We start from the raw sequence: 14,580 nt of genomic DNA on the forward strand, positions 1-14,580 counted from the left end.
CGTGAGGGAACTCACCTAGTCTTTGAGGATAGAGACCTTTAAATAGGTAAATCGATTGATATGTGAGGAGCCACGTCACTATGACCCAGACCGAGCGCGTAACTGCCGGCGGCCTTCAGGTTGCCAAGACTCTCTACGACTTTGTTAACACTGAGGTACTTCCCGCCATCGGCAAGGATTCCGCCGAGGAGCAGGAGAAGTTCTGGGATGGCTTCGGCAAGATCGTCGAGGAGTACACCCCGCGCAACCGCGAGCTGCTGAACACTCGCGACGAGCTGCAGAAGAAGATGGATGCCTGGTACGAAGACCACAAGGGTGCTCAGGATCCGGAGGAGTACAAGGCTTTCCTGAAGGAGATCGGCTACCTGGTCGACGAGCCAGGCGACTTCGAGATTACGACCCAGAACATCGACCCGGAGGTCGGCACGACCGGCGGCCCGCAGCTGGTGGTGCCGATCCTGAACGCCCGCTTCGCGCTGAACGCGGCGAACGCCCGCTGGGGTTCCCTGTACGATGCCCTCTACGGCACCGACGCCATCTCTGAGGACAACGGCCAGGAGAAGGGCACCGGCTACAACAAGGTTCGCGGCGACAAGGTCATCGAGTGGGGTCGCGAGTTCCTGGACCGCGTTGTACCGCTGGAGTCCGGCTCCCACAAGGACGTCACCAAGTACGCCGTTGAGTCCGGCCAGCTGACCGCCACCATCGACGGCAACGACGTGCACCTGCGCAACCCGGAGGTCTACGCAGGCTTCGGCGGCGACAAGGCCAACCCGACCGACATTCTGCTGTACAACAATGGGCTGTACATCGACATTCAGATCGACCCGGAGTCCCCGATCGGCAAGACCGACAAGGCTGGCGTGAAGGACCTGAACCTCGAGTCCGCAATCTCCACCATCATGGACTTCGAGGACTCCGTCGCCGCTGTCGACGCAACCGACAAGACCCTGGGCTACCGCAACTGGCTGGGTCTGAACACCGGCAACCTCACCGAGGAAGTGGAGAAGGGCGGCAAGACCTTCACTCGTAAGCTCAACGAGGATCGTGTGTTTACCTCCCGTGATGGTCAGGAGCTGCGTTTGCACGGCCGTTCTCTGCTGTTCGTGCGTAACGTTGGCCACCTGATGCAGAACCCGGCGATCCTGGATCAGAATGGTGAGGAGATCTTCGAGGGCATCATGGATGCCGTTATTACTTCGGCTGCTGCGATCCCGGGTCTGGATGAGAACAACCCGCTGCGTAACTCCCGTAATGGTTCGATCTACATTGTGAAGCCGAAGCAGCACGGCCCGGAGGAGGTTGCGTTCACCAACGATCTGTTCGGTGCTGTGGAGGATCTGCTGGGTCTGGAGCGTTTCACCCTGAAGGTTGGTGTGATGGACGAGGAGCGTCGCACCACCGCCAACCTGGATGCTTGCATCGCGCAGGTTAAGGAGCGTCTGGCGTTTATTAACACTGGCTTCCTGGACCGTACTGGTGATGAGATCCACACCTCCATGCTGGCTGGTCCGATGGTGCGTAAGGCGGATTTGCAGACCGCGCCGTGGAAGCTGGCTTACGAGGACAACAATGTGGATGCTGGTCTGGCACACGGTCTGCCGGGTAAGTCGCAGATCGGTAAGGGCATGTGGGCCAAGACTGAGCTGATGGCGGACATGCTGGAGCAGAAGATTGGCCAGCCGAAGGAGGGTGCGTCTACCGCGTGGGTTCCGTCGCCGACGGGTGCGACGCTGCACGCAACCCACTACCACGAGGTGGATGTTTTCGAGGTGCAGGACAAGCTGCGTACTGAGGGTCGTCGTGAGACGCTGGGTGACATTCTGACCGTTCCGGTGGCGGAGTCTGCTGATTGGTCTGCTGAGGAGATCGCCGAGGAGATTGATAACAACTCCCAGTCCATCCTGGGTTATGTGGTCCGCTGGGTGGAGCAGGGTGTTGGTTGCTCCAAGATCCCGGATATCCACGACATTGACCTGATGGAGGATCGCGCTACCTGCCGTATTAACTCCCAGCACCTGGCTAACTGGTTGAAGCACGGTGTGGTGACCGAGGAGCAGGTTCTGGAGTCTCTGCAGCGTATGGCTGCGAAGGTGGATGAGCAGAACGCTGGTGATGCGAACTACCGCAACATGGCGCCGAACTTTGATGAGTCTGTGGCTTTCCAGGCTGCGAAGGATCTGGTGTTTAAGGGTCTGGAGCAGCCGGCTGGTTACACTGAGCCGATTCTGCACGCCCGTCGTTTGGAGTTCAAGGCTAAGAACGGTATTGCCTAAGGCCTTGCGTACAGCTAGCGCCGCTTAGCGCGATACGGATCTAACCGCCGGTGTGAGCCCGCCTCACCCGGCGGTTTTCCTATGCCCAATTCCGCGCAACTTCCTTGCACGGACAGTTGTCCGACCCCCTGGTTAGACTGGTGGACGCACATGTATATGCACCTAGGCGCCCCGGAAGGAGCCCGATTTGTCCGTCACCACCTTTGGCAACCCGCCCGCTCGCTCTCTTTTTGATTTTGACGCCGTACTTTTCGACCTCGACGGTGTGATCACCCCGACCGCAGAGCTCCACCGCCAGGCGTGGGCACGGATGTTCAGTGCGTTCCTGGAGGCCAAGGATGCTAAGCCCTACACCGAACAGGATTACTTCGACTACCTGGACGGCCGCCGCCGCGACGAGGGCGTGGCTGCCCTGCTGGCCAGCCGTGACATTGAGGTTCCAGAGGGCAACGCGGACGATAACGCGGATCAGGATACGATCCACGGCCTGGGAGCCCGCAAGAACGCGGACTTCCTGAAGCTGGTGGAAGAAGGCGTGCAGGCCTATGAGGGCTCCGTGCAGCTGCTGGATTCCATCCGGGATCGCGCCGCGGCGGGGGAGAAGGCTCCGCAGATCGCGATCGTCTCCTCCTCGAAGAACGCCCGCCCGGTGCTTAAGGCGGCGGGGCTGCTCGATCGGTTTGAGGTTGTTGTGGATGGGAAGGTGGCGTCCGAAAAGAACCTGCCAGGTAAGCCCGCACCAGATACGTACCTGTATGGCGCAAAGAAGCTCGGCGCCAGTGCGGAAAACGCAGTGGTGGTGGAGGATGCCACTAGTGGCGTGGCCAGCGGTAAGGCGGGCAAGTTCGGGCTGGTCATCGGCGTGGATCGTGGGGCGGGTGCGGAGGCGTTGCACGAACACGGTGCGGACATCGTGGTCAACGACCTGGCGGACCTGCTGGGTTAGAGCACGTGGTCGGGGGCTAGCGCGCAGAACTTTTACACGCTGAGCCTTTAGACGAACAACCGGCACAGAACTGCAAAGACTTACGCAGGCCTATAAAGAAGTAGACGGAACTAGACAGAACTAGACGGAGAAACCAGAAGCACTATGGGAATCAACGCGCAACGACAGACCAAGCGCAGCCCGGAAGACCAGCGGCTGAAGGACTTCCTAGCAACCCGCCGAGAGGGAGCGGAGCCGGGGTACAAGCGCCCGGTTGACGGCGGTGACTTGCGTGCGGAGGGATTCCGTGCCGACATGAAGCACACCGCGGTGAATCCGCTGGAGTCCGTGGATCGTGACAACAACCCGGTCGATGAGTGGGCGCTGATTGAGACCCGCCCGAACTACATGGATCTGGGCGTTTCCGAAACTCTCTTCGCGCTGTCCAATGGCTATCTGGGGCTGCGTGGCAACCCGGAAGAGGGGCGCGATTCCAAGACTCACGGAACGTTTATCAATGGCGTGCACGAGACCTGGGACATCGAGCACGCAGAGGATGCCTATGGCCTGGCGCGGACCGGCCAAAGTATCGTCTCGGTACCAGATGCGAAGGCCATGCGACTGTACATCGACGACGAGCCGCTACGCCTGGGCAATGCAGAGGTCATGGAATACAACCGCAGCCTGGACTTCCGCGAGGGCGTGCTGCGCCGCAGCCTGGTCTGGCGCACTCCGGGCGGCAAGCACGTGCGCGTGACCTCCGAGCGCATGGTGAGCTTCCAGGAACGCCACCTGGCGCTGCAGTCCCTAGAGGTCGAGCTGCTGGACGCGCCGGCGGCCGTCGTGGTCTCCTCCCAGCTACTGAACCGCGAGGACGGCCAGGGAGAGTTCCCAGATAACAACGCCCGCGTGGCCGGCGAGGAGGGTTTCGACCCGCGCAAGGGCGAGCAGTTCCAGGATCGCGTGTTCATCCCGAAGTATCAGTCCAGCACGGAGCCGGAGCGCGCCACGCTGGGCTACCAGATCAATCACTCGGGCATGACCGTGACGGTCTCCATGGACCACATCCTGGACATCGACAACCCCTCGGATGAGACGGACACGGGCGTGGATACCGGTGTGGAGGTCTCCACGGAGGTGGAGGAGGACGTCGCCCGCGTGACGTACCACCTGAACGGTAAGAAGGGGATGAAGATGCGCCTGGAGAAGTTCACGGCGTATCACTCCTCCCGCCACGTGGCCCCGCAGGAGCTCGCATTCCGCTGCGCCCGCACCATCAACCGCGCGAAGTCGGTGGGCTTTAGCAATCTGATGGATAACCAGGCCGAGTGGCTGGCCCGCTTCTGGGAGCGTTCCGACGTGCGCATTGCCGGCCAGCCCGCGCTGCAGCAGGCGGTGCGCTGGAACATCTTCCAGTTGATCCAGGCCTCCGCCCGCGCGGAGACCAACGGCGTGCCAGCAAAGGGTATGACCGGCTCCGGCTACGGCGGCCACTACTTCTGGGACACGGAAATCTACGTGATGCCGTTCCTCTGCTACACCAACCCCAACCTGGCGCGCAACGCCCTGCGCTTCCGCTACGACATGCTGCCTGCGGCCAAGAAGCGCGCACTGGAGCTATCCCACGATGGCGCCCTGTTCCCGTGGCGCACTATCAACGGCCAGGAATCCTCGGCCTACTACGCGGCGGGTACAGCGCAGTATCATATCGATGCCGACATCGCGTTTGCGCTGATGAAGTACGTTTATGCCACCGGTGACACGGAGTTTTTGCTGCAGCAGGGCATTAGCCTGCTGGTGGAGACCGCCCGGTTCTGGATGTCCATCGGCTTCTTCAACAGCAAGCAGGACAAGTTCGAGATCCACTCTGTGACCGGCCCGGACGAGTACACGACCGTGGTGAACAACAACCTGTACACAAACGTGATGGCTCAGTACAACCTGGAGGTCGCGGCTGCGGTGGTAAGCCAGACGGAAAAGGAGCGTCCGGAGGAATACCGCAACCTGCAGGACCTCAAGCACATCACGCAGGCCGAGGTTGAACTCTGGCGCAAGGCCGCCGAGTGCATGTACATCCCGTACAACGAGGAGCTGAAGGTCAACCCCCAGGACGACCAGTTCCTGCACCGCCGCATCTGGGACCTGGACGATCCGGAGGTCGGCCCGAAGCGCCCGCTGCTACTGCACTACCACCCGCTGACGATCTACCGCTATCAGATCTTGAAGCAGGCCGACGTCGTGCTGGCTCTGTTCCTGCAAGGGCAGCGCTTTTCCACCGAGGTCAAGCGCGCGGACTACGACTACTACGACATCCTGACCACGGGAGACTCCACCCTGTCAGCCGTCGTGCAGTCCATCATCGCCGCGGAGCTGGGCTACAAGGAGAAGGCCGAGGAGTTCTTCTACCGCGGTCTGTTCGTGGACATGGGCGACCTGCACCACAACGCCTCCGACGGTGTGCACATCGCCTCGTGCGGTGGTGCGTGGACGGCGCTGACCAATGGCTTCGGCGGTTTCCGCGATTTCTATGGGCAGTTCACCATCGACCCGCGACTGCCGGACGAGTGGGAGTCCCTGACCTACCACATCACCCTGCACGGCGAGCGCCTGCGCGTGGAGGTTCGCCCCGGCGAGGTCGAGCTGGTGCTGGAGGAAGGCGACCGCAAGGTCGGCCCAATCTGGGTTATGGGCGAGGAGGTCGTCGTCGGCCACGAGCCCATCGTTGTGAAGGGAGCGACGCTGCTCAGCGAACATCGCGCCGACGGAGCCGATGGGGTCGAAGCTGCCCGGGATGCAGATGGCGTTTCTAAGCATGGTTCCCCAGATCACTGGGTAAAGCTATAAAAATATATATTTTCTGACGCCCACCGCCAGCGCGCGCCGACACCCCCGCATTCTCTGTGAGGTGGGTGGTGGGCGTGAAGGGGTTGGGGCGTGGCGTCAATAAGAAAGAAACAGGGTAACCCCCGAAAGCCGTGTGACCAGTGTGACGCCGCGCGGCGACGACCTCTTAGGGGGAATCTAACAGTACAGTCGTACCGTTACGGGCATTTTTGCAAGGTTTGTATTGCGGAAATGCGATACCCCATAACGGGGTGTAAGACCGGGAATATGCAGGTACACAAGTAGTCCGACGGGGGCTTAAGCACATACAGTGTCTATGACACTGGAGGTGCCATGACTGTTAAATATGACGACCGTGAGGCAATCGCTCACGGAAAACTGAGAACTTCGAGCCTGCGCGAGAAGCCAGGCTTCCCTTCGTGGGCGATGAAGCTGACGATGGCCATCACGGGCATCATCTTCGCACTGTTCGTCCTGGTTCACATGGTTGGAAACCTGAAGGTTTACATGGGGGCCGAATCCTTCAACACCTACGCCGACTTCCTTCGTGAGTTCGGTTACCCGCTGCTGCCGCACGAGTCCTTCCTGTGGGTTGCTCGTATCGTGCTGCTGGTGTCCCTGATCCTGCACGTATGGTGCGCCTTTGCGCTGACCGGCCGTGCCCACCAGTCCCGCGGCCGCTACCGCCGCAAGGGCATGGTTAGCAGCTGGAACACCTTTACCGCCCGCAGCATGATCGTCACCGGCATCGTGCTGCTGCTGTTCATCATCTTCCACATCCTGGACCTGACGATGGGTGTAAAGCCGGTCGCCTCCGAGGACTTCCAGGGCCCGACCGACGGCGCACACGCTGCCTACCAGAACCTGATTGCATCCTTCGACCGCCCGGCTGTAGCCATCTTCTACATCCTGGCGATGCTGATCCTGTTCATGCACCTGTCCCACGGCATCTGGACTGCCACCTCGGACCTGGGCATCACCGGCCACCGCACCCGCAAGGTCATGCTGTGGATCGCTTACCTGCTGCCCGCGATCGTGATGATCGGCAACATCTCCATCCCGCTGGCTGTGATGTTTGGGCTGGTTGATCAGGTCCCGTTCGTCCCGGCTGGGCAATAACGGCGAGTCTGGTTACAAGGAGAAGAGAGTTAAATGAGCGAAGTAACTAACCACCCGCACAATCAGACCGCGGACTTCGACTACGACAAGGCCGTCGCCGCGTTCACAGCGCCGGAATCCGTCGTTGAGGGCGTGACCGTCGGAAAGGTTCTGAAGGACAACGCACCCCACGTAGTCGGCCAGGACAAGCAGTGGCAGTACGCCAAGGAGCACTTCGGAATGGTGTCTCCGCTGAACCGCAACAAGTTCCGCATCCTCATCGTCGGCACCGGCCTGGCCGGTGGCGCTGCAGCCGCCGCACTTGGCGAGCTGGGATACGACGTCAAGGTGTTCACATACCACGACTCCCCGCGCCGCGCGCACTCCATTGCTGCGCAGGGTGGTGTGAACTCCTCCCGCGGTAAGAAGCTGGATAACGACTCCACCTACCTGCACGCCAAGGACACGGTCAAGGGTGGCGACTACCGCTGCCGCGAGAACGACTGCTGGCGCCTGGCTATGGAGTCCCCGAAGGTCATCGACCACATGAACGCTGTCGGCGCACCGTTCTCCCGCGAGTACGGTGGCACCCTGGCAACCCGTTCCTTCGGTGGCGTTCAGGTCTCCCGTACCTACTACACCCGTGGTCAAACGGGCCAGCAGCTGCAGCTGGCCACCACCTCTGCGCTGTACCGCCAGATCGGTGCCGGCCACGTGGAGATCTTCACCCACAACGACCTAGTTGACCTGATCGTCAACGACGGTCGCTGTGAGGGCGTGATCATGCGCAACCTGCTGACCGGCGAGCTAAAGGCTCACACTGGCCACGCAACCGTGCTGGCCACCGGCGGTTACGGCAACGTGTACCACATGTCCACGCTGGCCAAGAACTCCAACGCCTCGGCCATCATGCGTGCCTACGAGCTGGGTGCATACATGGCGTCCCCGTCCTTCGTGCAGTTCCACCCGACGGGCCTGCCGGTGAACTCCACCTGGCAGTCCAAGACGATCCTGATGTCCGAGTCGCTGCGTAACGACGGCCGCATCTGGACCCCGAAGAAGAAGGGCGACGACCGCAAGCCGAACGACATCCCGGAGGACGAGCGCGACTACTTCCTGGAGCGCCGCTACCCGGCCTTCGGCAACCTGGTTCCGCGTGATATCGCTTCCCGTGCCAACGCTCAGCAGATTAACGCTGGCTACGGCGTGGGCCCGATGAAGAACTCCGTGTACCTGGATCTGGGCGACGCTATCCAGCGCCTGGGCAAGGACACGATCCGCGAGCGCTACTCCAACCTGATCCAGATGTACGAAGAGGCCATCGGCGAGTCCGCTTACGAGACTCCGATGCGCATCGCCCCAACCTGCCACTACACCATGGGTGGCCTGTGGACCGACTTCAACGAGATGACGTCCATCGACGGTCTGTTCTGCTCCGGTGAGTCCTCCTGGATGTACCACGGCGCGAACCGCTTGGGTGCTAACTCCCTGCTGTCCTCCTCCGTGGAGGGCTGGTTCACTCTGCCGTTCACCATCCCGAACTACCTGGCGCCGCACCTGGGCGAGGAAATCCCGGCCGCCGATTCTCCGGCTGCTCAGGAAGCCCTGCAGCGCGCCAAGGATCGCATCGAGCGTCTGACCACCATCAAGGGCGACAACCCGCACGGCCCGGAGTACTACCACCGCCAGCTGGGCGAGATCCTGTACTTCTCCTGTGGCGTGTCCCGCAACGTGAAGGATATGAAGGACGGCATCGAGAAGATCCGCGCCCTGCGCAAGGACTTCTGGGCCAACGTCCACATCCCGGGCGGTACCGAGGAAATGAACCAGACCCTGGAGTACGCAACCCGCGTTGCCGACTACCTGGATCTGGGCGAGCTGATGTGCGTGGACGCACTGGACCGCGACGAGTCCTGTGGTGCCCACTACCGCGATGACCACCTGTCCGAAGACGGCGAGGCAGAGCGTGACGATGACAACTGGTGCTTCGTCTCCGCCTGGGAGCCGAATGGCGAGAACAAGTTCATCCGCCACTCTGAGCCCCTGTACTTCGACCGTATCCCGCTGATGACAAGGAATTACAAGTAATGAAACTGCATCTTGAAATCTGGCGTCAGGCGGGCCCGAATGCCGAAGGCCACTTCGAGTCTGTTGACGTTGACGACGCTGCAGAGCAGATGTCCATCTTGGAGCTGCTCGACCACGTAAACAACAAGTTCGTTGAAGAGGGCAAGGAGCCCTTTGCCTTCGCCTCGGACTGCCGCGAGGGTATTTGCGGTACCTGTGGCCTGATGGTTAACGACCGTCCCCACGGACCGGATCAGAACAAGCCGGCCTGCCAGCAGCGCTTGGTCTCCTTCAACGATGGCGACACCATCAAGCTGGAGCCGCTGCGTTCCGCTGCTTACCCGGTTATCAAGGACATGGTCGTCGACCGTTCCGCACTGGACCGCGTGATGGAAAAGGGTGGCTTCGTGTCCGTCATGGCCGGCACCGCCCCGGATGCCGACTCCCTGCTGGTGAACCACTCCGACGCCGAGAAGGCACTGGACCACGCAGCCTGCATCGGCTGTGGCGCCTGTGTCGCGGCTTGCCCGAACGGTGCAGCTCACCTGTTCACCGGCGCAAAGCTGGTGCACCTGACGCTGTCCCCGCTGGGGCGTGAGGAGCGCGGCAAGCGCGCCCGCAAGATGGTTGATGAGGTCGAGGGTACTTTCGGTCCTTGCTCGCTGTACGGCGAGTGTGCTGACGTTTGCCCGGCGGGTATCCCGCTGACGGCTGTGGCAGCTATCACAAAGGAACGCACCCGTGCCGCTTTCCGCGGCAAGGATGACTAAGATCAACTCCAAGACAAGTATCAGAAAGTAGGAGAGAACCATGGCACTCAGTGAGAACCTGCACATGGAGCGTTACTACGTTGATGGCTACCAGCCGTCCAGCTTTGATGCGCCGCACTCTTCGCTGCAGCGCTCCCTCACTTGGATCGGCATGGGCTTTTGGCTGCTGCTGATGCCGGGTCTGGGTACCATCGTGTTCGGTCTGGCTACCAACATGTCCGGCACTCAGGAAAACGGCATGACGTACCTGATTATCGGCGTTGTAATGGCCGTTGTTGCAGTTGTAGCTGGCTCTGCGTGCATCCACGCAGGTCGCAAGAACTACCGCGACTACAAGAGCCGTTCCGGCCGCATCATCTAGCTAGCGGTTAGTCATAGCTTCAGCTGAGGCTAGGGCTAACGGCAGGGCTTGAGCTTGAGTCAGAGCTTGGGCTTGAGCCGAAGCTGAAGCCAGAGCTAAAGCACCTCCAATTGCGCAGACCGCGCCACCACTTCCGGTGGCGCGGTTTGCTTTGTCTGCACGTGCTTTGTCTGCACGTGGTTTGCCTGCATAGTGCTTTGTCTGCACAGTAAAGCGCCGAAGATTCCTCTTGGAGAGTGGGGATGGGGGCAAAATGTCGGAAAAGTTGCATTTCTTTCTACTCGACTGTTTGCGGCTAGGGTTGAAAACCTCCTGACCAGCGCTTTTATGTTAGTGCAAATAATCCCCAATAACGTTTTGCAACTTTTCCGACATTTAGCTTGTTGGATAGCTGTTGGACAGCTTGTTGGACTTAGTTGAACGCTCGCTCACCCCAATCGAACCCCGCAAGCGCCTGATCGAAACTCTCTTGATGCCTCACCGGTGCCATAATTGAATAATGACTGCTAATGAGACCTCCGCCGCACGAGGCCGCTCTGCACACCAGCAGACCGGGCGACCCCAGCAGCACCACCAGGCTCCGGAGGCCGCCCCGGCACCGCTGTCCCAGGTCCCGGGGCCCGACCCGGCCACCGAGGCCACCCGCCGGGCGGAACTGCGCAAACACAAGGCCATAGCCACCGGCCTGCTGGTCATCGCGACCCTCATCTACGTGGCCATGCGCTGGCTCGAATACCAGGGCAACCCAGGCGCCTGGATCGGCTACATCCGCGCGGCCAGCGAAGCCGGCATGGTCGGCGCCCTCGCCGACTGGTTCGCCGTCACCGCCCTGTTCCGCCATCCGCTGCACATTCCCATCCCGCACACGGCCATCATCAAGCGGAAGAAGGACCAGGTCGGCCACGCGCTCAGCGAGTTCGTGGGAGAGAACTTCCTCAATGCCGCCCTCATCAGCGACAAGCTCCGCAAGGCGCGAATCCCGGAGCGCGCCAGCGATTGGGTCGTCAACGACGGCGGCGCCAACCGAGTCTCGCAAGAGGTCGGCAAGATCATCGACCTCACAGTCAACGGCATCAACCCCCAGGAAGCAGAGCAAGTCCTCCGCGCCCTGGTCATCGACAAGCTCAGTGAACCCACCTGGGGCCCGCCACTGGGCCGCGGCCTGGAGCAACTCATCGAGGAAGGCCGCACTGAACCCGCAGTCGACGCAATCGTCATCTGGATGGACGACAAGGCCCGTACTTCCGAAGACTTCGTCGTCCGACTCATCGACGAGCGCACCCCGGCCTGGGCGCCCCGCTTTGTCCGCGAGCTCGTGGGCTCCCGCGTGTACCGCGAGCTGGTGGAATTCACAGGCGACGTTCGCCGCGACCCCAACCACGATGCCCGCCGCCAGCTGCGCTCGTTCATCTACCAGCTTTCGCAGGACCTCCAGCACGATGAAAAGATGATCACCCGGGTGGAGGGCTTCAAGAACGACGTGATGACCTCCGGGCCTGTCACCGCGATGCCCGGCCGCTTGTGGGAGTCCACCCGCGCAACACTCACCTCCTGGTCCCGTGACCCAGATTCCCTGCTGCGCCGACAGATTGCGCAATGGGTGGAGGCGTATGGGCGTCGTATCCAAGAAGAGCCAGAACTGCGCGAAGAGCTTGAACGGCGCATCGTCGGGGCGGCCAGCTACCTTGCCGATAACTATGCGGGCGAGGTCACCGGCATCATCGGCGAGACAGTCGAGCGGTGGGACGCGCAGGAGGCTTCCGACAAGATCGAGCTGATGGTGGGCAAGGACCTGCAGTTCATCCGCGTGAATGGCACGATTGTGGGCGCGTTGGCTGGCCTGGCGATTTACTCCCTGACTGAGCTGATCTTTGCGTTAGGCTGAGTGGCATGTACATGGTCTTTACGACGTTGGCTAACGTATATATGGGTATCAATTTGGCGCTGGCGGTCGCTATTTTCGTGCTGGCGGCCGTCGGCCTGGCACAGCTGGCTAGTACGCGCGACGACGCTTTTATGGTGATCGATCGTGAAAAGCAGAATTGGTTGATGCTGATGGGCGGTGCGGTGGCGCTGTCCATCCTGAGTTTCTTCATCGCCATCGAATTGCTGTGGATCATCGCGGCGGTCATCGTCGGTATTTACTGGCAGGACGTGCGCCCCGCGATCCGCGACGTGCTGGATAACTCGGGTGGTTCCTGGTGACTTCCTTCGACCGTTCTAAGGTCTCCCGCGAGGCCGTTGCCGCCATCCTGGATGCCACACTGCTGAAGCCCGAAGCGTCGCGCGATGACGTGGCGGCTCTGGTTCGCGAGGCCACCCAGTTGGGGTGCGGCGCGGTGTGCGTGTCGCCCTCGATGCTGCCTTTGGGTTCGGTGCCGCCTTCGGGTTCTTTGGGTACTGACGCCACGCTGCGCATCGCCACCGTCGCCGGGTTCCCTAGCGGCAAGCACGCCTCCTTGGTGAAGGCCACCGAGGCGCGTTATGCCGCGCAGTTGGGCGCCGAAGAGATCGATGTGGTGATCGACGTGGCGGCGGCCCTGGCGAAGGATCAGAATGCGCTTCTGGCGGAGCTGATCACCGTGCGGGAGGCCGTGCCGCACCCGCTGGTGCTGAAGGTGATCGTGGAGTCCGCACTGCTGGACGAGGAGCAGCTGCGCACTGCCGTGCGCGCATGTGTGCAGGCGGGGGCCGACTACGTAAAAACCTCCACGGGCTTCCACCCGGCGGGTGGGGCGAGCGTGGAGGCTGTGAGCATCATGGCCGACGAGCTGCGCAAGCTGGGGAAGCTGGCGCCGTTCGGCATGGGGGAGGATGAGCGCATTGCCGCGGGCCTGGTGGGGATCAAGGCCTCGGGTGGCATCCGCGATTGGGAGGCGGCCCTGGCGATGATTGAGGCGGGAGCTACCCGCCTGGGGGTTTCCGCGGCAGCGAAGGTGCTGGGCGCCTAGAGCCGGTTTGCGGCCTGCGCCCTGCGGCCCGCGTCGAGCCGCCGTACTGGCGGGCTAGGTGGCCGGAGCCGGGGGAGCGGCTAGGCGGCCATTTCGGAGGAACCGACCGGGCCGTCTTCCTTCCAGGGGCGGGTGAGGTCCGCGTCCTCGGTATTGCCCGACCCACTACCGCCGGAACCACCGGATCCGCTGCCACCGTCAGAGCCACTGCCGCCGCTGGAGCTGCCGGTGGCGGAGCCCGTGTCCAGCTCGGCGAAGTTAACGTCCGTGCCGTGCATGTTTACTTCCAGCCCCTCGTCGGTGACGTTGATGGATTCGAAGTCCATGCCGCCCTGAACATCAGCGGGGATGGAATCCTCCAACTGCGACTCCATCTCCTGGGTGAAGGACTCCGGAAGATCCATACCCAGCAGGGAGACGTTCTCCATCTCCATCTTCATTTGCCCGTCCTGGATAACTGGCTTGACCTCGAAGGTCGCCAGACCGCCAGTGAGGTCGAAGCTTAGGGTCTGCTTGTCCGGGTTGGGGCGGACGTCAGTAATCTGCAGTAACCCAGCCAGCGGGTTGTCCTCATCCCCACCGCCGTCGCTGGCGCTTTCGGAGGCCTGAGCCAGCAGCATCTCCTTGGTAATGACCGTCCGTAGTCGCAGGTCGCCCACCACTGAGTCATCAGGATTGTCGGTATCCATCTTCATGTCACGAAGCTCCAGGTGAACCGCGGGCTCGCCGGAGATTTTGGGCTTGGACTTGTCCTGCCCCTCGTAGGTGATGTCCAACGTGGAGGGAATATCGACGGTCATTTGGGGGATCTTGCCTTGCACAATTCCCAGCAGCACTGGGGAAGCGCCCAGGGAAATATCCGGATCCACGGGTTCGGACACGCCGGATTCCTGCTGTTGCTCCCTAAACGCGCTCTGAATCTGGTCCTTCATGAACCAGCGGAGGCCGAACTCGGCGAGGAGCAGCAGCAAAACAATGACAAGCAGAAATCCGATAAGGACCTTCAGCCAAAGCTTGCTCTTCTTTGGCTGCTGCTGGAACATGTTCTGGTTCGGCTGACCATACGCGCCCGCCTGGCCGTAGGCGCTCTGCTGCCCCGGCTGACCGAACTGCAGCTGCTGGTTCGGCTGGCCCAGCTGCCCCTGCGGAGCGCCGTACCCAGAGCCGTACTGGTTCGGGCTGTTGTTGCCGCCATTGTTGCCGCTGGTGTTCCAGACAGCCGTCTGATCCTCGTTGCCGCCGGCATTCGAGGACGGGTTCTGTGATGGGTTTTGTGGGTTAGTCACCC

Annotated in this window: 11 protein-coding genes; 10 read left to right on the top strand and 1 reads right to left on the bottom strand. The window is 61.6% G+C overall.

Going from position 1 to position 14,580, the window contains the following annotated elements:
• Positions 1-80: 80 nt before the first annotated feature.
• The 10 genes from L8V00_RS00485 (at position 81) to deoC (ending at position 13,292) form a co-directional block, all read left to right on the top strand.
• Positions 81-2,276, top strand: a complete 2,196-nt coding sequence (locus L8V00_RS00485) for a malate synthase G (RefSeq protein ID WP_269943919.1) — start codon at positions 81-83, stop codon at positions 2,274-2,276.
• Positions 2,277-2,463: 187 nt separating this feature from the next.
• Positions 2,464-3,222, top strand: coding sequence for an HAD family hydrolase (locus L8V00_RS00490; protein WP_269943920.1), 759 nt, complete (start codon positions 2,464-2,466; stop codon positions 3,220-3,222).
• A 144-nt stretch (positions 3,223-3,366) separates the two neighbouring features.
• The gene (locus L8V00_RS00495; protein ID WP_269943921.1) at positions 3,367-6,045 is read left to right on the top strand and encodes a glycoside hydrolase family 65 protein; all 2,679 of its coding nucleotides are present in this window, start codon (positions 3,367-3,369) and stop codon (positions 6,043-6,045) included.
• A 333-nt stretch (positions 6,046-6,378) separates the two neighbouring features.
• Positions 6,379-7,164 carry a succinate dehydrogenase cytochrome b subunit gene (locus tag L8V00_RS00500; protein ID WP_269943922.1) on the top strand — a complete coding sequence of 262 codons (786 nt, stop codon included), beginning with the start codon at positions 6,379-6,381 and terminating at the stop codon, positions 7,162-7,164.
• 33 nt (positions 7,165-7,197) lie between these two features.
• Positions 7,198-9,231 (top strand): fumarate reductase/succinate dehydrogenase flavoprotein subunit, encoded by a 2,034-nt coding sequence (locus tag L8V00_RS00505; protein ID WP_035002939.1) that lies wholly within the window; start codon positions 7,198-7,200, stop codon positions 9,229-9,231.
• Positions 9,231-9,980 (top strand): succinate dehydrogenase/fumarate reductase iron-sulfur subunit, encoded by a 750-nt coding sequence (locus tag L8V00_RS00510; RefSeq protein WP_034985210.1) that lies wholly within the window; start codon positions 9,231-9,233, stop codon positions 9,978-9,980. The genes L8V00_RS00505 and L8V00_RS00510 overlap by 1 nt, the downstream gene beginning before the upstream one ends.
• 40 nt (positions 9,981-10,020) lie before the next feature.
• Entirely contained in the window at positions 10,021-10,341 is a 321-nt protein-coding gene (locus L8V00_RS00515; protein WP_035002940.1) for a hypothetical protein, read from the top strand.
• Positions 10,342-10,840: 499 nt separating this feature from the next.
• On the top strand, positions 10,841-12,226 hold the full coding sequence (locus tag L8V00_RS00520; RefSeq protein ID WP_269943923.1) for a DUF445 domain-containing protein: 1,386 nt from the start codon (positions 10,841-10,843) through the stop codon (positions 12,224-12,226).
• A gap of 5 nt (positions 12,227-12,231) precedes the next feature.
• Entirely contained in the window at positions 12,232-12,546 is a 315-nt protein-coding gene (locus L8V00_RS00525; RefSeq protein WP_035002941.1) for a DUF2516 family protein, read from the top strand.
• A complete protein-coding gene (gene deoC / locus L8V00_RS00530) occupies positions 12,543-13,292 on the top strand; it encodes a deoxyribose-phosphate aldolase (protein WP_035002942.1) in 750 nt (249 codons plus the stop codon). Before L8V00_RS00525 ends, deoC begins: the two co-directional genes overlap by 4 nt.
• Before the next feature lie 80 nt (positions 13,293-13,372).
• On the opposite strand, the gene L8V00_RS00535 is transcribed toward deoC, so the two are convergent.
• On the bottom strand, positions 13,373-14,578 hold the full coding sequence (locus L8V00_RS00535; RefSeq protein WP_269943924.1) for an LmeA family phospholipid-binding protein: 1,206 nt from the start codon (positions 14,576-14,578) through the stop codon (positions 13,373-13,375).
• Positions 14,579-14,580: the final 2 nt, after the last annotated feature.

The organism is Corynebacterium evansiae (genome assembly GCF_027570065.1).
Taxonomy (GTDB): Bacteria; Actinomycetota; Actinomycetes; order Mycobacteriales; family Mycobacteriaceae; genus Corynebacterium; species Corynebacterium evansiae.